We start from the raw sequence: 21,406 nt of genomic DNA on the forward strand, positions 1-21,406 counted from the left end.
CTCCGCCCGTTCAGGTGCTTCGTCAAGGTTGAGGCAAAACTTACCCGGAAATCACGATCTTGCGCGGCTCCGGCTTCACTTCCGCTACTTTAGGGAGAGTGAGCGTCAGGACACCGTTCTTAAACGATGCCGCAATCTTGTCTGCATCGACGGTATCAGGCAGACGGAATGAGCGTTTGAATCTGCCATAGGTGCGCTCAACAACACGGGCACCATCATTGCTTTCACGGGTTGATTTCTTTTCACCCGTAATCGTCAGGACACCTTCAAGCACCGAGACATCAACATCGCCCTGTTCAACACCCGGAAGTTCGGCGGCAAGTTCGATATTGTCATCAGTTTCGTGGACGTCGATGCGCGGGGTCAAAAGCTTTTGCGACACCTCGTCACCACTTGCACCAGCAGAATTCACAAGCCCGTCACGTCCAAAGATCGAGCCGATCATACGATCAAAATCACGTCCGAAAACACCAAACGGATCACCATATGCCGGACGCGAAGCCAGACGACGAGCAGTACCATTTACAGTCTGAAGACCAGTCATAATTACCCTCCTAAACAGACAGGTAGTTCTTGCGCCACAGGTCCAGACATGCTGCAACCCTGACGCGTACAAGGCCACCATGGCCCTTCGATTCAACAAATAGATCAGGGTCATTTTTCCGCAAGTAGGTGCACGCATTTTTTTGAAAATTTTTTCGCTCCTTATCTCGCCCTCATCGGTGTCCTTATCTGGCCGACCATTCCACAAGACGGAAAAGCCTAGGATCCCTATGGCGCGAACTGCAATTTCCAACTAGCTTCATGTCATTGTCGGTAGGAACCCCTGCCCCCACTGATACAGGACACCTCCATGAGCCACCTTTTTACTCCGCTCTGCCTTGGCAAGCTTGAACTGGAAAACCGCATTGTCATAGCGCCGATGTGCCAATATTCCGCCGATAACGGTAAAGCCACGGCATGGCACGACATGCATCTTGGCAATCTTGCCCAATCCGGTGCCGGCCTTCTGATAATCGAGGCATCTGCGATTGAACCCGAAGGCCGCATTACCTATGGCGATCTTGGACTATGGGACGATGAAACCGAAGCAGCCCTTGGCAAGACCCTCGCCGCTGTGCGCAGCCATTCCGACATGCCAATTGCCATCCAGCTTGCCCATGCTGGGCGTAAGGCATCCTGCGAAAAGCCTTGGGATGGTGGTGGCGCAATTGAACCGGATCATGAAAATGGCTGGCAGGTTGTTGCCCCGTCCGCTGTTCCGTTCCGTGCAGGCGACCCGGAACCAGAGGCACTCAACACCTCACGCATCCGCGAAATCATTCAGGGCTTTGCCGATGCGGCCAAGCGCGCGGATCGACTTGGTCTTGATGCCATAGAAATTCACGGGGCACACGGGTACCTGCTCCATCAATTCCTCTCACCACATTCCAACAAACGCGATGACGACTATGGTGGATCGCTTGAAAATCGTATGCGGATCGTGATCGAGGTTTATGACGCAGTTCGCGCTGCTTTCGATCCAGCCAAACCGGTCGGCATTCGGATTTCGGCTTCTGATTGGGTCGAAGGCGGCTGGGATATTGATCAAAGCGTCGAACTGGCCCGTGTCCTGAAGGAACGCGGTTGCGATTTTATCCATGTGTCATCTGGCGGTCTTCACATCGATCAGAATATCCCCGTTGGCCCGAACTATCAGGTCCCCTTTGCAGATCGCATCAAATCGGAAACCGGCATGACCACCATCGCGGTTGGCCTGATTACCGAAGCAGAACAGGCAGAGGCCATTGTCTTCACCGGTCAGGCCGATGCCATTGCGCTGGCGCGTGGCATTCTTTATGACCCGCGCTGGCCGTGGCATGCGGCAGCAAGCCTTGGCGCCGAGGTCAAGGCGGCCAATCAGTATCTGCGCTGTCAGCCACGCACACTTAAAAAGCTGTTCGGTTAATCTGGAAAATCCCCGCAACTTATATGATTGCGGGGATTTTTGTCGCAATCGATACAAAAAATGAAAAGGGCCTCGCAAATGCGAGACCCTTTCCTTAGCAAGAAGGTCGGTTGGTGGTAAGGCTTAGAAGCCCATACCGCCCATGCCGCCCATACCACCCATGCCGCCCATGTCAGGCGCGCCACCGGAGGATTTATCTTCCGGCTTTTCAGCGATCATGCATTCGGTGGTGATCAGCAGACCTGCGACCGATGCTGCGTCCTGCAGGGCAGTACGAACAACTTTGGCCGGGTCAATGATGCCGGCTTTGACCAGGTTGGTGTATTCACCTTTCTGGGCGTCGAAGCCGAATTCAACATCATCCTGCTCAAGCAGCTTGCCAGCGACAACCGCGCCATCAACACCAGCGTTCTGAGCGATCTGACGGACCGGAGCCTGCAGCGCGCGACGGACGATGTCGACACCGATGGTCTGGTCATGGTTTACACCTTCAAGACCGTCAAGAGCGCGGGTCGCGTACAGCAGAGCCGTACCGCCACCAGCAACGATACCTTCTTCAACAGCAGCGCGAGTTGCGTGCAGGGCATCGTCAACGCGGTCTTTGCGTTCTTTCACTTCGATTTCCGAAGCGCCACCAATTTTGATCACGGCAACACCGCCAGCGAGTTTCGCAAGACGTTCCTGCAGTTTCTCGCGGTCGTAATCCGAAGTGGTTTCTTCGATCTGTGCACGGATCTGGCCAACGCGGGCTTCGATCTGGGCTTTCTCACCGGCACCATCAACGATGGTGGTTTCTTCTTTGGTGATAGTGATCGATTTCGCGGTACCGAGCATATCGAGCGTAACGCTCTCAAGCTTGATGCCGAGATCTTCGGAGACAACCTGACCACCGGTAAGGATGGCGATGTCTTCGAGCATTGCTTTGCGACGGTCGCCGAAGCCCGGTGCTTTGACAGCAGCGATTTTCAGACCACCGCGCAGCTTGTTAACGACGAGGGTCGCAAGAGCTTCGCCTTCGACGTCTTCAGCAATGATAAGAAGCGGCTTGCCCGACTGAACGACAGCTTCCAGAAGCGGCAGCAGCGGCTGCAACGAGGAAACTTTTTTGTCGAACAGAAGAACATACGGGTTGTCGAGTTCGGCAACCATCTTTTCCGGATTGGTTACGAAGTACGGCGACAAGTAACCACGATCAAACTGCATGCCTTCGACAACGTCGAGTTCGGTGTGCAGGCCCTTGGCTTCCTCGACGGTGATAACACCTTCGTTGCCAACTTTTTCCATGGCTTCAGCGATCATGTCGCCGACTTCACGGTCACCGTTGGCCGAAATGTTACCAACCTGTGCAATCTCGTCCTTGCCCGAAACTTTACGAGCGCGGCTCTGGATGGCTTCGATTACTTTGGTCGTCGCAAGATCAATACCGCGTTTCAGGTCCATCGGGTTCATGCCAGCAGCAACGGACTTGTTGCCTTCACGAACGATTGCCTGTGCCAGAACGGTTGCGGTGGTGGTGCCGTCACCAGCCAGATCGGCGGTTTTGGAAGCCACTTCACGCAGCATCTGTGCGCCCATGTTTTCGAACTTGTCAGAAAGTTCGATTTCCTTGGCGACCGAAACGCCGTCCTTGGTCACGCGCGGTGCGCCAAAGGATTTTTCGATGACAACGTTACGGCCTTTCGGGCCGAGCGTCACTTTAACGGCATCAGCAAGGATGTCGACACCGCGCAGCATTTTGGCGCGGGCGTCGGTGGAGAATTTTACTTCTTTAGCAGCCATAGTATTCTTTCCTCTCTATGAGACGGATGAACGTGGATTTAAGTCACCAAAAGGCTGACTTATTCCATGATGCCCATAATGTCGGACTCTTTCATGATCAGCAGCTCTTCGCCATCGACCTTGACTTCTGTGCCCGACCATTTGCCGAACAGAACCTTGTCACCAGCCTTGACGTCAAGCGCTACAAGCGAGCCGTCTTCTTTGCGAACACCGGAACCGACAGCGATGATCTCGCCTTCCTGCGGTTTTTCTTTCGCGGTATCCGGGATAATGATGCCACCGGCAGTCTTGGTGTCGGATTCGACACGACGGACCAGCACACGATCATGTAACGGACGGAACTTCATGTTAGACAACTCCGTGTTTAAGTATGGCTCGATTAAGTACAAAACTAACCGGGATGAGTCCGTATTAGCACTCACCCCCAGCGAGTGCTAACAGCATGTATTGAAGCCATCGGAATTTGTCAACAGAAGAGAACAAAAGGACGCAAAAATGTCATGATTTTGGGGATTTTCTCGCACTTGCGACAATTAAGCTGGCGCGCTTCGCCCACGCGCCGCGCCACGATCATTTTCAAGAGGCATCTTTATCACGCGAGGACAATCATGACAAAGGGCAATATTATGACGAAAACCCCTTCGATGGGTACACGGCGTTAAAAAGTTCAGAGCGCCTTTTAAAATCATCAGAAGTGCGATATTCGTTTCCTCGCCTATTTGCCGGGCACTAATCCCTATATCGAACACCGCTCCTCAAAGGTGACTTTATGAAGCTCGAACTTCTGGAAATTCCCGATATCAAACTACTTTACCCTAAGAAATTCGAAGACGAGCGGGGGTTCTTCTCTGAAACTTACAATCAAAAAATGTTTTCGGAAATCGGCATCGATACCAAGTTCGTTCAGGACAACCAATCACTGTCACGCAAGGTCGGAGTTCTTAGGGGGCTTCACTTCCAGAAAGCCCCCTTTGCACAAGATAAACTGATACGGGTTATCAGGGGAAGCATCCTTGATGTGGCTGTCGATATCCGCGTCGGCTCACCAACCTTCGGCAAGAATGTTTTTGCCGAAATCAGCTCGGACAAATGGAACCAAATTTTTGTTCCCGTTGGTTTTGCGCACGGCTTTGTGACGCTAGAGCCAGATACAGAGGTTCACTATAAGGTTTCAAATACTTACGCTCCCGAAACGGAGTGCTCCATCAGATGGGATGATCCATATCTTGATATCGATTGGCAAATAGATCCGACAAAAGTAACGGTTTCTGAAAAGGATTCGAACGCTATAAGCTTCGCTGAATATTGTCGCAATCCTGCATTCTGATACGCGAATCACATCTGCCCATATGTACGCAGTACCATCTGCAAATACTCGCGATATGAACTAGCGCCAAATCCATTGATCAAAGCTTCAAACTGATCGATGCTTATCAAGCCGCGCCGTAAAGCAATTTCCTCAGGACATGCAATTTTAAGACTTTGGCGGTTTTCCACAGTTCGAACGAAATCAGCAGCATCAAGCATTGCATCATGGGTCCCTGTATCGAGCCAAGCATACCCGCGCCCCATTTTCTCAACTCGAAGCTTACCCTGTTGAAGATAGGTCTTGTTTACATCCGTAATCTCTAGTTCGCCTCTCTTCGATGGCCTGATTGCTTTAGCAATATCGACAACTTGAGAGTCGTAAAAATATAGCCCGGTCACAGCGAAATTCGACTTCGGATTCTTTGGCTTTTCCTCCACATCGAGCGCTACTCCATCACTATTGAATTCAACCACACCATAGCGTTCAGGGTCCTGCACGAAATAAGCAAAAACCGTCGCACCATCTGACTGTTCCATTGCATTGCAAAGCAGCTCCGGCAACCCATGGCCGAAGTAGATGTTATCTCCTAAGATAAGACAGCAAGGATCGTTCTTGATAAACTTTTCGCCGACGAGAAAAGCATCAGCCAATCCACGAGGCTCATCCTGCACAGCGTAGTGCAGACTTATTCCCCATTTTGAACCATCCCCCAAAAGCTCCTTGAACAACGGCACGTCACGCGGAGTACTGATCACCAATATCTCTGTAATCCCCGCCAACATTAGAGTTGTCAGGGGATAATAGATCATAGGTTTATCATAGACCGGCTGAAGCTGCTTCGAAACCACAAGGGTTGACGGATGCAACCGCGATCCGGTTCCGCCCGCAAGAATGATGCCTTTACGCATTTTCTATCTGCCCGCTTCAAGGTTGTTCAAACATGTCGGAAGGCTTTCCGAAATATCAGGCAGCCCGTAACCGAAAGTATCGGTAAATTTCTGTGTCGACATTATGGAATAGGCTGGACGCTTGGCAATCGTTGGAAAGGCATCCGAGTTTACCGGATCAATCCTGCAATTTTTCCCAGTCCAATTTGCCCCGAACTGCGCAATCGCGGCATCCTGAATACGTTTGGCGAAATCAAACCATGTCATCTGATTATCGGACACAAGATGATAGGTCCCAAATCCGTAAAAATTCGGATCAAGTATCACCGGTAATAATCGCAAGGTCGCATTCACCAGATCAATTGCCGATGTCGGGCATCCATGCTGATCATTCACAATCGTCAGAACATCACGTTGCGCCATTAATCCCAGCATCGTTTTGACGAAATTCTTGCCAAACGGACTGTAAACCCAGGCTGTGCGCAAAATAAGGTGGCGCTCAGCCGCAGCCCTCACCGCGCTCTCGCCTGCCAGTTTGCTGGCACCGTAAACGCCAAGTGGCGCGACCGGATCATCTTCGCAGTATGGGCGCTGTGACGCGCCACCAAAAACATAATCGGTTGAAAAATGGATCAGCGGAATATCAAGATCGTCGGCAGCACGGGCCATCATATCAGCGGCATCGCAATTGACCCGATAGGCGCTATCACGATCATTTTCAGCAAGATCAACAGCCGTATAAGCAGCCGCATTGATGATCACCTGCGGATCATTGTTCCGAATCACGGCGGCAATAGACGACAGATCGGATAAATCGCACTTGCTTCGATCCAAGAGTGTCAAGCGGACTTTAGGGAAAGCCGCACCACATAGCGCCAGACTTCTTCCCAATTGGCCGTTTGCGCCAAAGACAAGTGCATTAATCATTACTATTTCACCGTTCCGAGGCGCTCACCTGCATATTTATCTTTCAGGATCGGCTCCCACCACGCCCGATTTGACAGATACCATTTCACTGTCTGCTCCAGACCGCTTTCAAAGCTGTGTTTTGGTTCCCAGCCAAGCTCGTCGCGCATCTTCGATGGATCAATCGCATACCGCCAGTCATGCCCCGGGCGGTCGGTCACGAACCGAACCTGCGCCTCAAAGTCACCTGTCACAGCATCGGGCTGAAACCGCGACACAACATCAAATATGCTGCGCACGACATCAATATTTGCAACTTCGTTGCAACCACCGACATTGTATTTCTCGCCAATTCGTCCCTCGGTCAAAATGGTAAAAAGCGCGTCTGCATGGTCTTCAACATGAAGCCAGTCCCGCGTGTTTTTGCCATCGCCATAAACCGGCAACGCCTTGCCATGCAAGATATTCAGGATCATCAGGGGGATCAGCTTCTCGGGGAATTGATAGGGCCCGTAATTGTTCGAACAATTGCTGATAATCACCGGCAACCCATACGTATGATGCCAGGCGCGCACCAGGTGATCCGATCCCGCCTTGCTTGCAGAATATGGCGAATTGGGCGCATAGGGGGTTTCTTCTGTAAAAAGCCCCTCGTCCCCAAGCGAACCATACACCTCGTCAGTCGAAATATGATGAAACCGGAAAGTCGACCGTCGTTCAGCAGACAAGCCGTTGAAATAATCACGTGCTGCTTCCAGCAGGGTGAATGTACCAACAAGATTCGTCTGAATAAATTCAGACGGCCCGTCAATCGAACGGTCTACGTGGCTTTCTGCCGCCAGATGCATCACAGCATCGGGTTGAAAATCTTCAAAGACCCGATCAAGTTCTGCCCGGTTACAGATATCCTGTTTTACGAAACGATAGTTGGGTAGCGAAGAAACACTTTCAACAGTGTGCAAATCGGCCGCATATGTCAGCTTATCAAGGTTGAGAACCTCAATCTTTTTCTGCCCGGCCAAAAGCCGGCAGACCGCCGACCCGATAAACCCTGCACCACCTGTCACAATGACTTTCATAGGCCCCGCCCGTTTATCCAACTACCTGTGCAACCTGTCGCCTGAAATATCGACCTTATTCCACCGTAACCGATTTGGCGAGGTTACGGGGCTGATCGACATCCGTACCCTTATGGACCGCCACATGATAGGCCAGCATCTGAACCGGAATAGTATACAGGATTGGCGCAACAAAATCGGCAACCTTTGGCAGCTCTACCGTGGCCGATGCCATCTCGCCAAGCTTCGCAAGTCCCTCTGCATCAGACAGGAAAATTACCCGTCCGCCTCGTGCGGCCGCTTCCTGCATGTTCGATGCGGTTTTTTCAAAAAGTTCGTCGGACGGTGCAATCACGATGATCGGAACCGACTGATCAATCAGGGCAATCGGGCCGTGCTTCATCTCGCCCGCCGCATAGCCTTCGGCGTGGATATAGGAAATTTCCTTAAGCTTTAGCGCCCCTTCCATCGCAATCGGATAGCCAAGGCCGCGGCCGATATAAAGCACATCGCGCGCATCAGCGATATTGATCGCAAGTTCACGGATTTCATCGTCATGATGAAGGACTTCGGCCGCATGTTTTGGCACTTCGGTCAGCGCGTTGACGATGGCGGCTTCCTCGTCCTTGGCAAGAGTGCCGTTATCGCGCCCGATCGTCACAGCAAGACAGGCCAGAACAGTCAATTGCGTGGTAAAGGCCTTGGTCGATGCGACCCCGATTTCCGGCCCGGCATAGGTCAGCAAGACCACATCGCTTTCGCGTGCAATCGTGCTTTCGGCAACATTGACGATGGAAACAATTTTCTGCCCCTTGGACTTCGCATAACGAAGGGCAGCCAAGGTATCAAGCGTCTCGCCGGATTGCGAAAGAAATAGCGCCACACCCCCTTTTGGAAGCGGCGGGCACCGATAGCGGAATTCAGATGCGATATCGACATCAACGCCAAGCCCGGCATAGCGTTCGATCCAGTGCTTTGCCACCATTCCGGCATAGAAGGACGTGCCGCACGCCACAATCGTCAACCGGCTGACATCGTTAAACGAAAACGGCATATCGGGCAGCTTGATCGTCCGCGTCGCCGGATTGATGAAGGCATGCAACGTGTCGCCAATCACGGCTGGCTGTTCGAAAATTTCCTTCTGCATGAAATGGTTATAGTTACCCTTGCCCATCATAGCTCCGGAAACAGCCGAAAGCTTTGTTTCACGGGTAACTTCATTGTCATGCTCGTCACGGACCTGAACACCATCGCGGGTCACTTCGGCCCAATCACCTTCTTCAAGGTAAATCAGCTTGTTCGTAAGGTGCGACAACGCCATCGCGTCCGAGCCAAGATACATTTCGCCCTCACCCAAACCAACCGCAAGCGGCGTGCCACGGCGCGCGCCAAAAATCACGTCATGCTGCCCAGCAATCATGATTACCAGCGCAAAGGCCCCCTCAATCCGATGTAATGTGGCGGCGACTGCGTCACGCGGGGTTTTGCCCTGATCAAGGAAGTCGGAAACCAGATGCACAATCACTTCAGTGTCGGTATCAGTGGCAAAAGCCCGGCCATTGCAGGAAAGCTCAGCCTTGATTTCCTGATAATTTTCGATGATGCCGTTATGCACCACGGCAACCTTGCCATCGGTATGCGGATGGGCATTGTTTTCGGTCGGCACACCGTGGGTCGCCCAGCGGGTGTGACCAATGCCGACATCCCCCGCCAGCGGCATTTCCGCAAGACGGTTGGCAAGATTGATCAGCTTGCCTTCGGCCCGGCGACGATCAATATGACCGTTCACAAGGGTCGCAATCCCGGCACTGTCATAGCCCCGATATTCAAGCCGTTTAAGCCCCTCAAGAATACGGTCGCTGACGCTGTCCTTGCCAATAATGCCGATAATGCCGCACATAGTTGTTGTCTTCCCCGTCGAAATTTTGCCCGTCGCGCACGCAAATGCCGCGCGTTAATTGCCGTTACTTACCCAAAAGGGCCTTCATCTTCTCGCGAAATACCCGCGCCCAGCCCGGTTTATCAAGCCGTTGCGCACGCTCTATCACTAGGGCATCGGCTTCGACCGTTCCGGTAATCGTGCTGCCCGCACCAATAATGGCACCATCCCCGATGGATACGGGGGCGACCAGTGCCGAATTGGAACCGATAAATGCACCTGCCCCGATATCGGTATGCTGTTTGCGGTATCCGTCGTAATTGCATGTGATGGTTCCGGCACCGATATTGGCCTTTGCCCCGACACGGGCATCACCGATATAGCTGAGGTGATTGACCTTCGCCCCGTCTTCAATAACAGCCTTTTTGATCTCGACAAAATTTCCAACCCTGGCACCGGCACCAATTTCCGCGCCCGGTCGCAAACGGGCATAGGGCCCGATATCGGCTTTGTCGCCCACCACACAGCTTTCAAGATGGCTGAAGGCCTTGATGGTTACCTCATCGCCAACCGTAACACCGGGACCGAAAAACACATTCGGCTCGATAACAACATCCCGGCCCAATCTGGTGTCGCTGGCCAGATAGACCGAACCCGGATCAATCAGGGTCGCACCATTCACCATTGCCGTCTCGCGCAGGCGTGACTGCATAATGGCTTCGGCCACGGCAAGCTGGCTTCTGGAATTCACACCAAGCGTTTCTTCCTCGGCGACCTCAACAGCAACGCAACTATTGCCGTTGGCACGCGCCACCTCGACCGCATCGGTCAGGTAATATTCGCCCTTGGCATTGGCATTTCCAATCGCTTCAAGGGTTTCAATCATGCTTTCAGCACGGAAGCACATCACACCGGAATTGCAAAATTTGATCGCACGTTGCGTTTCGTCACATTCCTTGTCTTCAACAATCGCCAACAACTCACCATTTGCCGGATCGGTCACAAGGCGACCATAACCGGTCGGGTCTTCGGGGCGGAACCCCAGAACCACAACCGCGTGATCACCATGCTCGCGCGCCGCGACAAGGCGTGAGAGGGTTTCGGTAGTAAAAAGCGGACTGTCGGCATAAAGCACAAGCACATTGCCCGTAAGGCCACGAAGGGCCTCTTTGGCGGCAAGAACCGCATGTGCGGTTCCAAGTCGATCCGTTTGTTCGAATGTAGGATGCGGCGAGACGACCTCAATCAGCTTGGGCATATCCGGCCCGACAACAACCATGGTTTTGGTTGCGTTCAGATGGGCCGCCGTATCAATCACATGATTGACCATCGGTTTGCCTGCTATCTTGTGCATGACCTTGGGGATCGCGCTTTTCATTCGCGTTCCCATACCCGCAGCCAGAACCACCACACTTAATTCACGCGACATGCTTTAACCCTGTTGTGCCATGCGTTACACGGCGTCCCCTTTGTTTTCGATCCGGTCACGATATGCTGGTCCGAACCTTTCACAGCCGATTTGAAGCAACTCCTAACCTATAATCCCCAAAGGCAAAAGCCCCGAAAGAATCACGTTTTGTTACTTCGTGTTAGCAGATGTTACCGTTTGTTAATGACACCATTTCGGTTAAGGTCCGATAAATCGATATTCGTTTTCAAAGGCAGCATCGCAAAATGGCAAAATTCATCCTGTTCGATCTTGACGGCACCCTGATTGACGGGGTGGATGATCTGCTGTTTGCGATGAACGAAACCCTCGCCGCTCACGACCTTACGCCACTTGCTCGTCCCGAACTGGAAGCCATGCTGGGCGATGGCACCAAAATGCTGACCAAACGGGCGTTTGATGCACGCGGTGTCACGATTGATGGTCAACAGCTCGATGACTGCGAAGGCGATTTCACCACACGTTATATCGACACCGACTATGGCAATACCCGCCTGTTTGAAAATGCCGAAGCAACCCTTCGAGATCTGGCATCAGATGGCTGGATCATTGGTCTGGCATCAAACAAACCGACCGCACCCTGCAAACGCATCCTTGAACGGCTGGGTGTCTCCGACCTGTTTGCCGTGATTGCCGGCGGCGATGCAACGCACGTTAAAAAGCCCGACGGCGCTCATTTGGCATTCGCCCTTGATCAAGCCGGATATGACCGGGCACGCGGCGATATCGCGATCATGGTTGGCGATCATGCCAATGATGTGAATGCCGCACGCGATTTCGGCATTCCGGCCATTGCGGTGGCCTTTGAAGTCGATGATACACGTGCAAAAAATCTCGCCGCGGATGGGGTTGTCACTGCATTTGAAAACCTGCCCGACGCAATCGGGAAAATCGTCAAACAGGCTGCTTGACACCCCCTGATCACCCCCTTATAACCCCGCGCTACCGATGGAAAGCAAGCTGCCCAACCGGGCCGCGATTTCCGTTTTCGGGCGTATAGCTCAGTTGGTTAGAGCGTTCCCTTCACACGGGAGAGGTCACAAGTTCGAATCTTGTTACGCCCACCATTTTTTCCATAAAACTTAAATCGTCATACCGTTCCCTGAACAGGGAAGCAGGCTGCATTTTCCTCTCTGGAGAATAAAAAAACCGGTCAGCAGCTTCCTGCCGACCGGTCGGGAGTGCGCAATCAACGCTATCGCGTCTTGCGGGAGCTTTGGCCTAATGGCTGTCTTTCGGGATCGCCTTGCCGCGATGACCGACGAGGAAGTCGAAATCGGCCCCCTTGTCCGCGCCAATGACGCTTTTGTAATACAGCGATGCATAACCGCTTTCCGGTACCGGTACCGTCGATTTCCAATTATCAAGGCGCTTCTTAAGCTCCTCGTCACTGATATCGAGGTGCAGCTTGCGGTTTGGCACATCCAGCTCAATCATGTCGCCATTCTGCACCACCGCCAACGGGCCGCCAGCAGCGGCTTCAGGGGATGTATGCAGAACCACCGTGCCATATGCCGTGCCGCTCATACGGGCATCGGAAATACGCACCATGTCGGTAATGCCCTTGCGTAACACCTTGGGCGGCAAGCCCATATTGCCGACTTCGGCCATGCCCGGATAGCCTTTCGGCCCGCAGTTTTTCAGAACCATGATGCAGTTTTCATCGATATCAAGGCTTTCGTCATAGATCTTGGCCTTGTAATCATCAATGTCCTCAAACACCACGGCACGACCACGATGGGTGAGCAAGGAAGCTGTTGCCGCCGACGGTTTCAACACCGCACCATTGGGTGCAAGGTTGCCTTTGACAACCGCGATGCCACCGCTTTGGGTCAGGGCCTTTTCGAACGGGCGAATGACATCGTCATTCCAGTTCTGAACATCCTTGACCTGATCCCACATGGTGTCACCCGAAACGGTCAGTGCATCATTATGCAGCTTGCCCGCCTCGCCCAGTGCCTTGATGACCACCGGTAAACCACCGGCATAGAAGAATTCCTCCATCAGGTATTTGCCCGATGGCTGCAGATTCACAATCGTCGGAATATCACGACCCAGACGGTCCCAATCATCAAGTGTCAGGTCGATGCCAACACGCCCGGCAATGGCGAGCAAATGGATCACTGCATTGGTCGAACCACCAATCGCACCATTGACCCGGATCGCGTTTTCAAACGCTTCCTTGGTCATGACGTCCGATGGTTTCAGATCATCCTTGACCATCTGCACGATCCGGCGGCCCGTCACATGCGCCATCACGCGGCGGCGGCTATCCACGGCCGGGATCGCAGCATTGCCCGAAAGCGCCATGCCCAATGCCTCGGCCATGCTGGCCATGGTGGATGCGGTGCCCATCGTGTTGCACGAACCAGGCGAACGCGACATGGCGATTTCGGCTTCAAGGAAATCCTCGGTGCTTATCTTGCCAGCCTTGCGGTCTTCGGAAAGCTGCCAAAGCGACGTGCCCGAACCGATATCCTGACCGCGCCATTTACCGTTCAGCATCGGCCCACCGGTAACCACAATCGCAGGGATATCAACACTTGCAGCCCCCATCAAAAGGGCTGGGGTGGTTTTATCGCAGCCCACCATCAGAACCACACCGTCAAGCGGCGTTCCGCGCAGCGCTTCCTCGACATCCATCGCGCACAAATTACGGAACATCATGGCGGTCGGGCGCAATGTGCTCTCGCCCGGCGAGAAAACCGGGAATTCAAGCGGTAAACCACCAGCTTCGTAAATACCGTGTTTGACGCGTTCCGCCAGATCGCGCAAATGCGCGTTGCAGGGCGTCAACTGCGACCAGGTATTGCAAATCCCGATCACCGGACGACCGTCAAACAGGTCCGATGGCAGGCCCTGGTTCTTCATCCAGCTGCGGTGATAGATATTGTCCTTGCTGGTTCCGCCGAACCAACCTTCCTGCGAACGCAGGACGCGGGGCCATGCTGCCGGTTTGAACTTCGTCATGCCCGTTCTCCTTTATGAGTTTTTATCGAGACGGGTCCGATTCCATATGGATGTGGCATTCCATATGGGGGACTTTGAACGGCACGACTGTGCAATTGCTTTATCCAAGCAACTGATCCTGTCAGAACCGTGCCGTTCCTCGTCTGCATGTTGTTACGCTTTGTTCTTGTTATAGACGTCAAAGATCACAGCCGCGAGCAGCACCAGACCCTTGATGACCTGCTGCCAGTCGATACCGACGCCAATGATCGACATGCCGTTATTCATGACACCCATGATCAAAGCGCCAACCACCGCACCGATCACCTTGCCAACCCCGCCCGACATCGATGCGCCACCGATAAACACGGCTGCAATCACATCAAGCTCGAACGCAAGACCGGCTTTCGGGGTTGCCGTATTCAAACGCGCGGCAAACACAAGACCGGCGAGCGCGGCCAGCATGCCCATATTGGCAAAGGTCAGGAAGGTCAGGCGTTTCGTATTGATGCCCGAAAGCTTGGCGGCTTTTTCATTCCCGCCCAGCGCATAGATACGGCGGCCAAGCGTTGTGCTGTTGGTGATGAAGGTGAATATCGCAATCAGAAGCGCCATCACGATCAAAACGTTCGGCAACCCGCGATAGGTTGACAAAAGATAGGTGACATAAAGTATCGCGATACCGGCAATCGCATGTTTGGCGGCAAAGAACGCGATCGGCTCTTCGACTTCGGCGAACTTCGCCTGCTTGGCGCGTGCCCGCAGACCAAGAACCGGCAGGATCACCGCAATTGCAACGCCCAGAACCATCGAAAAGATGTTAAACCGGCCTTCGATCAAACCGGCAAAGAAATCGGGAAGAAAACCCGAAGACATCGCCTGGAAGCTGTCAGGGAACGGACCAACCGATGCCCCGCCCAGAAGCGCCAGCGTCAAACCTTTAAACACCAGCATACCGGCCAGCGTCACGATAAAGGACGGAATGCGCCAATAGGCAACCCAGTATCCTTGGGCGGCACCGATAATCGCACCGACGATCAGACAGGCCGGGATCACAATAATCGTCGGCAAATCCCAATGGACAATCATCACCGCAGCAAGCGCACCGATAAAGCCGACGACCGATCCAACCGAAAGATCGATATGGCCGCCGACAATCACCAGCAGCATGCCCACTGCCATGATGATAATATAGCTGTTCTGAAGGAACAGGTTGGTCAGGTTGACCGGTTTAAGCATCACGCCATCGGTCATCACCTGGAAGAAGGCCAGAATCGCGATCAGCGCGACCACCATGCCATATTCGCGCATATGCGTGCGCAGGTAATAACCCATCGATTTGCTGCTAGAAGTATCCGTCATTGTCTGCTTCCTTACGCTTTCAGGATCATGCGCATGATTTTTTCCTGGCTGGCATCATTTGCCGCCAGTTGCCCTTTGATCTCACCCTCGTTCATCACATAGATGCGATCGCACATGCCCAGAAGCTCCGGCATCTCCGACGAGATCATGATGACCCCCTTACCATCGGCTGCCAGCTGGTTGATAATCGTATAAATCTCGTATTTCGCACCAACATCAATGCCGCGCGTCGGTTCGTCCAGAATAAGGACCTCCGGCCCGGCAAACAGCCATTTCGCCAAAACGACTTTCTGCTGGTTACCCCCCGAAAGATTGACAGCCTTCTGTCCGACATTCGGGGTGCGGATATTGATTTTGTTGCGATATTCTTCGGCCACCTGACGTTCGGCCCCTTCATTGATGACGCCGTGTTCGGCAACACCGTCAAGATTGGCCAATGTGATATTGGTCGTGATGCTTTCTTCAAGCACCAGCCCCATTTCCTTGCGATCCTCTGTCACATAGGCAAGACCCGATGCAATCGCCTTTTCAACGGTCGACACATCGGCAGGTTTGCCATTGATCAGGACCTCGCCGCTGATATCCGCGCCATAGGCACGGCCAAAGATGCTCATGGCAAGTTCGGTACGCCCGGCCCCCATCAGACCGGCAATCCCGACAACCTCGCCTGCCGCCACATCGATACTGACATTTTTGACAACCTTGCGTTCGGGATGTAGCGGATGGGTCACATTCCAGTTGCGCACTTCCATTAGCTTGGTCGTGCCGATATTGGGTGTGCGATCAGGGTAACGATGCGCCATATCACGCCCGACCATATCCTTGACGATATCGTCTTCGGTAATTTTGCCGCCACGCGCATCAAGTGTCGAAATCGCCTTGCCATCGCGAATAACCGTGATGCGGTCAGCCACGCGATTGATTTCGTTCAGCTTGTGCGAAATCAGGATCGATGTGATCCCCTGCGCCTTGAATTCAAGCAACAGGTCCAAAAGTTTCTGGCTGTCATTTTCCTGCAAACTTGCCGTCGGCTCGTCAAGGATCAGAAGCTTGACCTTTTTCGAAAGCGCCTTGGCAATTTCAACAAGCTGCTGCTTGCCGACACCGATATTGGTGATCAGTTCGCTGGGTGTTTCGCGAAGCCCGACTTTTTTCAAAAGCTCGCTCGTGCGTGCAAAGGTCGCGGGCCAGTTAATCACACCGTTTTCGCAAATCTCGTTGCCCAGAAAGATGTTCTCGGCAATCGACAGCAACGGCACAAGAGCCAGTTCCTGATGAATGATGATAATGCCGCGTTCTTCGCTGTCGCGGATATCCTTGAATTCCTGCACATCCCCGTCATAAAGGATGTCACCTTCATAGGTGCCAATCGGGTAAACGCCGCTCAATACCTTCATCAGGGTCGATTTACCGGCCCCGTTTTCGCCGCAAAGGGCGTGGATTTCACCACGTTCCACTTTCAGGCTGACATCGTCCAGCGCCTTCACCCCCGGAAAGGTTTTGGTGATATTGCGCATTTCCAGGATGGTATCCATCCGGTCCTCCCACTGCCGATGTTTTCACAACGGCGCTATTCTCGCTCGCAGTCTTGTTTGACTGTTACCGTCAGTTTCAGACAGCACAGAAAAAGGCGGGCCAGCATTTCAGAGCGAGCCCGCCCTCTGTCACATTCAGATCAACGGATTACTGGACTTCGTCCTTGGTGTAGTAACCCGAACCCACCAGGATTTCTTCCCAGTTGGATTTATCAACCATAACCGGCTCCAGCAGGTAGGAAGGAACAACCTTCACACCGTTGTCATAGGTTTTGGTATCGTTGATGGTCGGCTTTTTACCGGCAAGAACACTGTCGACCATCGAAACGGTGACGCGTGCAAGTTCACGGGTATCCTTGAAGATCGTGGAATACTGTTCACCAGCAAGGATCGATTTGACCGACGGCAGTTCGGCGTCCTGACCGCTAACAACCGGCATTTTCATGTCGCCGGAACCATAGCCAACGCCCTTAAGCGACGACAGTATGCCGATCGAAAGACCATCATAGGGTGACAGAACGCCATCAACCTGATCGTCGGTGTAATAAGCCGACAGCAGGTTATCCATACGTGCCTGTGCAACCGCGCCATCCCAGCGAAGGGTACCGACCTTGTCCATGCCCATCTGGCCGGATTTGACAACAACCGTGCCTTCATCGATCAGCGGCTGCAGAACCGACATCGCACCGTTATAGAAGAAATAGGCGTTGTTATCATCCGGCGAACCACCGAACAGTTCAACATTATAGGGCGGCTCACCAGCCGCGGTCAGACCTTCAACCAGCGAGGTTGCCTGCTGAACGCCGACTTTGAAGTTATCGAAGGTCGAATAGTAATCAACATTGGCGGTATCACGGATCAGGCGATCATAGGCGAACACCTGAATACCGGCTGCCTTGGCATTTTCCAGCGCGTTCGAAAGCGTGGTGCCGTCGATTGCCGCGATCACAAGAACATCAACGCCTTTGACGATCATGTTTTCAATCTGGGAAAGCTGGTTGGGAATATCGTCTTCTGCATATTGCAGATCGGTTTTGTAACCGGCGTCTTCGAACTGCTTGACCATGGACTCGCCGTCCGAAATCCAGCGTGCCGAGGATTTGGTGGGCATCGCGATCCCGACATATCCTTTTTCATCGGCATGTGCATAGCTGCCGGAAATCATCGGGCTCATCATTGCGGCCGCGCCAAAGGCGACCCCTGCCATTACGGCACTGAGACGTTTCATATCTTTCCTCCCTAAAAGACACGGCCTTTACAGCCTTTTGCCCGACTTTCCAGGCAAAGCTGCCTGTCTGTGCCGCGTCTTTGTTTTCGCTTGATAATGCATCCCGTTTTCCCGCGAGATGCGGCGCCATTATTCCGGGGCCAGACATAACAATCAAATAAGTATTTTCGAAACTTGCATATCAATAATGATATATTAAACTCGCCGGGAACGGAGGATCACAATGACTGAGCCCGCAAAAACATTACCGCTGAGTTCCGCAAAATCCCTGTTGTTTCGATCCGGCAATCTGTTTCAGCGCGGCCTGAAGCTTAGCCATCTGCGCATGATTGTCGCGATGGAAGAAACCGGGCAGATCAGCCAGGCCGCCGCCATGCTGCAAACATCGCAGCCCGCAGCATCACGTCTGTTATCAGAAATGGAAACCATTCTTGAAGCCCGGCTTTGTGTGCGCGGATCGCGCGGCATTGAAATGACCAATGCTGGACGCGCACTGGCGAGGCGCGCGCGCAGCATGCTGATTGAAATCCGCGAAGCCGAACGCGAGATCGAGGATATCAAGCATGGCGGCGGCACGGTTTTCATCGGCGCTGTGACCGCAGCAGCAGTTGATCTTGTCGTGCCGGCCATCCGCACGGTGCAGTCGATCAACGCCCTGCTTGAAGCACATGTGTCGGTCGGACCATCGCATCTGCTGATCAAGGATCTGCTGGCGGGGGATCATGATTTTGTCATCGGCCGCGTCCCCGAAGATATGGACCCTCGCCAATTCAACATCCGCGAAATCCGAAGCGAGAAAATCCGCCTGATGGTTCGCGCCGGGCATCCTTTGCTTGCCGAAAACAAGCCTGTTTCACTGGCCCGTCTTGCCAAATTCGAATGGCTATTACCGCCACCAGGCAACCTGATGCGCCGCACCATCGAAGACGTGTTTATCTCGCGCCATCTGCCGCTGCCGCATTCCAGCCTGAATTCCGCGTCACTGCTGGTTACCCTTGCCACCCTGTCGGGCACGGATGCCATCGCACCGATGGCCGAGGAGGTCACATCGCTTTTAAGCATCGGGGGCATGATTGCCGAACTGCCGTTTGACGGAACGATTGAAATCAAACCCTACAGCCTGATTACCGCGCGCGGACACCGCCTGTCACCATCCGCGCAACTGGTTTCTGACCATATTCTTGCCCGTATCGAAAAGCCCGATGCCTGATTTCATGCCGGGGCCTGTCCTCTACCAAAAGCGAGTGGCGCGATGGCATGTCTTTCGCATAAAGTTCCGCACAAGCTTTCAACACAAAGACCAAACATTCCGCCGGACAGATAATGCAATTAATGCAATCAGCAACACTTGCCGTTTTGACACTGGGCTTGACCCATTTTGCCTTTGCCAGCACGGCACAGGAAAATCCTGTCGCGATACCGGAAACCGATCCCTATGTTCTGTTTGATCTGCGCGATAATTTCGTCTGGAACCTGACGCATTATCAGATCCTTGATCCCGACGAGACAATGGTGGAAACCCTGATCACAGAAGCAGATCAGGGTCAGATGGTTTTTGACATGGTCCTGCGCGATACGGTCCCGCCCTATTGCGAATTGCGGTTTGATCCGACGATTTGCGATGATCGTGGCTCCCCGGTCAACTGGTTCAGCGACCTGCCCCAGACCATCTGTATGGATATCCCGGCCAACGTTTCATTCAATCATGCAAAACAGCTCAAGGGCGCAAAGTTCCTGTGCCTTGAACCACGCGAAAAGCTGTTTCTGCCCGAAAGCTGGCAAAGCCAGCAGACCGGTGCTCAGACCTATTTATCGCAACGCATCGAACCTGGTGCGGTCACTGTACGCGATGATATCGCCACCATTGATATCCTTGTACTTGATGCCATAAACACCCCGCTTGCGACCCTGTCGCCCGAAGGATATGGCGATGCCAAAATCGGCATGACCGAGGATCAGGTCCGTACAGCCATGGTCGAGCCCATGACATCAACCCGCGAAGGGAGCGAAAATAACGCCTGTTATCACCTGCAATCGGCAGGCGGCCCGACCGGGCTTGGCTTTATGATGCTTGATGAAAAGCTGGCCCGGGTTTCGGTTTATGCCGATGAATATGATATCGCCACCAGCCTGATCCGAACCGGCCATAATATTCAGGTTGGCGATACCATTGATGATGTCCTTGCGGCCTATGGCGATAACCTGATCGATGAAGAACACGAATATGAAGGCCCAGATGGCCGTTACCTGACCTGGTGGGAAAATGATGCCAAAACATCGGGCATCCGCTTTGAAACCGGGCCGGATGGCACGGTAACCGCCATGCATGCAGGCACCGGTTCGATCACGCTGCTTGAAAGCTGCTATTAAAGCAGATCCCATCGGGCAATCTCTGTATTGACAGTCCTTGCGGTGCGGATTAATGCCCTGCCTCCCCATGCCTTTCGGGCGTCCTGCCCCAAAGGCCCAAACAATCATTTTTACGCCATCAGCTTGCCGCAAAGCGCTTTCATATCGTGCGCCTTGTGCAGGGAATACGAATGCAATCGCCTTATCCATCCAATCTTGTTGTCATCACCGGCGGGCCCGGTGCTGGCAAAACCACATTGATCAATTATCTTCATGAACGCGGCTATGAAATAAGCCGCGAAGTCGCGCGCGCCGTGATCGAAGAACAGCAGGAACGCGGCGGCAATGCCCTGCCCTGGGGCGATAATGAAGCCTATGCCGGGTTGATGACGCGCGGCTCGATCCGCGCATGGCAACACGGCATGGGTCAGGATCCGCAAACCGTGTTCTTTGATCGTGGCCTTCCCGATACGCTGGCCCATCGGGAACTTTCCGGTCTACCCGATGACCCCGGCCTTAAACGCGCCATTGAAACCTATCGCTATCGCAAAACGGTTTTCATCCTGCCGCCATGGTCGGAAATCTACAAAACCGACAGCGCGCGAACACAAAGTTTCGCGGACGCCGTCAGAACATATGTCGTTCTGTATCGCACCTATCTGCAATGCGGTTATGAACCGATTGAAATCCGCAAAGGCCCGGTCGAACAGCGCGCCGCCCAGATCCTTGCCCGCCTGAAACTTTAATCCGCCTTAGACAAGTCAAAAGAA

Annotated in this window: 18 protein-coding genes and 1 tRNA gene; 7 read left to right on the plus strand and 12 right to left on the minus strand. The window is 53.3% G+C overall.

What is annotated here, in order from left to right; translation table 11 throughout:
• Positions 1-40: 40 nt before the first annotated feature.
• A complete protein-coding gene (locus tag IT971_RS13120) occupies positions 41-544 on the minus strand; it encodes an Hsp20/alpha crystallin family protein (protein WP_063095602.1) in 504 nt (167 codons plus the stop codon).
• A 309-nt stretch (positions 545-853) separates the two neighbouring features.
• On the opposite strand from IT971_RS13120, the gene IT971_RS13125 reads away from it, so the two are divergent.
• Entirely contained in the window at positions 854-1,948 is a 1,095-nt protein-coding gene (locus IT971_RS13125; protein ID WP_063095600.1) for an NADH:flavin oxidoreductase/NADH oxidase, read from the plus strand.
• Positions 1,949-2,071: 123 nt separating this feature from the next.
• Here IT971_RS13125 and groL read toward each other — a convergent pair whose 3' ends face one another.
• Both groL and groES read right to left on the minus strand, forming a co-directional pair.
• Entirely contained in the window at positions 2,072-3,727 is a 1,656-nt protein-coding gene (groL, locus tag IT971_RS13130) for a chaperonin GroEL (RefSeq protein ID WP_007090383.1), read from the minus strand.
• 59 nt (positions 3,728-3,786) lie between these two features.
• Entirely contained in the window at positions 3,787-4,074 is a 288-nt protein-coding gene (gene groES / locus IT971_RS13135; protein ID WP_007090384.1) for a co-chaperone GroES, read from the minus strand.
• Between the two features lie 422 nt (positions 4,075-4,496).
• Between groES and rfbC the strand changes: the two genes are divergently transcribed.
• Entirely contained in the window at positions 4,497-5,054 is a 558-nt protein-coding gene (rfbC, locus tag IT971_RS13140; protein WP_063095598.1) for a dTDP-4-dehydrorhamnose 3,5-epimerase, read from the plus strand.
• An 8-nt stretch (positions 5,055-5,062) separates the two neighbouring features.
• Here rfbC and rfbA read toward each other — a convergent pair whose 3' ends face one another.
• From rfbA to glmU, 5 genes are all read right to left on the minus strand, one after another.
• Entirely contained in the window at positions 5,063-5,944 is an 882-nt protein-coding gene (rfbA, locus tag IT971_RS13145) for a glucose-1-phosphate thymidylyltransferase RfbA (RefSeq protein WP_063095596.1), read from the minus strand.
• A 3-nt stretch (positions 5,945-5,947) separates the two neighbouring features.
• Complete coding sequence (gene rfbD / locus IT971_RS13150; RefSeq protein ID WP_063095594.1) at positions 5,948-6,850, minus strand: dTDP-4-dehydrorhamnose reductase; 903 nt, start codon at positions 6,848-6,850, stop codon at positions 5,948-5,950.
• Positions 6,851-6,852: 2 nt separating this feature from the next.
• Positions 6,853-7,908 (minus strand): dTDP-glucose 4,6-dehydratase, encoded by a 1,056-nt coding sequence (gene rfbB, locus IT971_RS13155; RefSeq protein ID WP_063095593.1) that lies wholly within the window; start codon positions 7,906-7,908, stop codon positions 6,853-6,855.
• A gap of 55 nt (positions 7,909-7,963) precedes the next feature.
• Positions 7,964-9,787 carry a glutamine--fructose-6-phosphate transaminase (isomerizing) gene (gene glmS / locus IT971_RS13160; protein WP_063095591.1) on the minus strand — a complete coding sequence of 608 codons (1,824 nt, stop codon included), beginning with the start codon at positions 9,785-9,787 and terminating at the stop codon, positions 7,964-7,966.
• Positions 9,788-9,851: 64 nt separating this feature from the next.
• Entirely contained in the window at positions 9,852-11,195 is a 1,344-nt protein-coding gene (gene glmU, locus IT971_RS13165; RefSeq protein WP_063095589.1) for a bifunctional UDP-N-acetylglucosamine diphosphorylase/glucosamine-1-phosphate N-acetyltransferase GlmU, read from the minus strand.
• Between the two features lie 245 nt (positions 11,196-11,440).
• Between glmU and IT971_RS13170 the strand changes: the two genes are divergently transcribed.
• Both IT971_RS13170 and IT971_RS13175 read left to right on the plus strand, forming a co-directional pair.
• Positions 11,441-12,124, plus strand: coding sequence for an HAD-IA family hydrolase (locus IT971_RS13170; protein WP_063095587.1), 684 nt, complete (start codon positions 11,441-11,443; stop codon positions 12,122-12,124).
• Between the two features lie 79 nt (positions 12,125-12,203).
• Positions 12,204-12,280, plus strand: a tRNA-Val gene (locus tag IT971_RS13175).
• A gap of 154 nt (positions 12,281-12,434) precedes the next feature.
• Here the strand turns inward: IT971_RS13175 and araD are convergent.
• The 4 genes from araD to chvE form a co-directional block, all read right to left on the minus strand.
• Complete coding sequence (gene araD / locus IT971_RS13180; protein WP_007090392.1) at positions 12,435-14,183, minus strand: L-arabinonate dehydratase; 1,749 nt, start codon at positions 14,181-14,183, stop codon at positions 12,435-12,437.
• A 153-nt stretch (positions 14,184-14,336) separates the two neighbouring features.
• A complete protein-coding gene (mmsB, locus tag IT971_RS13185; RefSeq protein WP_007090393.1) occupies positions 14,337-15,524 on the minus strand; it encodes a multiple monosaccharide ABC transporter permease in 1,188 nt (395 codons plus the stop codon).
• Positions 15,525-15,535: 11 nt separating this feature from the next.
• A complete protein-coding gene (gene mmsA, locus IT971_RS13190) occupies positions 15,536-17,059 on the minus strand; it encodes a multiple monosaccharide ABC transporter ATP-binding protein (protein WP_063095585.1) in 1,524 nt (507 codons plus the stop codon).
• A gap of 148 nt (positions 17,060-17,207) precedes the next feature.
• Positions 17,208-18,287 (minus strand): multiple monosaccharide ABC transporter substrate-binding protein, encoded by a 1,080-nt coding sequence (gene chvE / locus IT971_RS13195; protein WP_007090395.1) that lies wholly within the window; start codon positions 18,285-18,287, stop codon positions 17,208-17,210.
• Between the two features lie 223 nt (positions 18,288-18,510).
• Between chvE and IT971_RS13200 the strand changes: the two genes are divergently transcribed.
• The 3 genes from IT971_RS13200 (at position 18,511) to IT971_RS13210 (ending at position 21,382) form a co-directional block, all read left to right on the plus strand.
• Positions 18,511-19,497 (plus strand): LysR family transcriptional regulator, encoded by a 987-nt coding sequence (locus IT971_RS13200; protein ID WP_007090396.1) that lies wholly within the window; start codon positions 18,511-18,513, stop codon positions 19,495-19,497.
• Positions 19,498-19,619: 122 nt separating this feature from the next.
• The gene (locus IT971_RS13205; RefSeq protein ID WP_037990931.1) at positions 19,620-20,657 is read left to right on the plus strand and encodes a hypothetical protein; all 1,038 of its coding nucleotides are present in this window, start codon (positions 19,620-19,622) and stop codon (positions 20,655-20,657) included.
• A gap of 170 nt (positions 20,658-20,827) precedes the next feature.
• The gene (locus IT971_RS13210) at positions 20,828-21,382 is read left to right on the plus strand and encodes an AAA family ATPase (RefSeq protein WP_007090398.1); all 555 of its coding nucleotides are present in this window, start codon (positions 20,828-20,830) and stop codon (positions 21,380-21,382) included.
• Positions 21,383-21,406 lie beyond the last annotated feature (24 nt).

It is taken from the genome of Thalassospira sp. B30-1, assembly GCF_015767575.1.
Taxonomy (GTDB): Bacteria; Pseudomonadota; Alphaproteobacteria; order Rhodospirillales; family Thalassospiraceae; genus Thalassospira; species Thalassospira xiamenensis.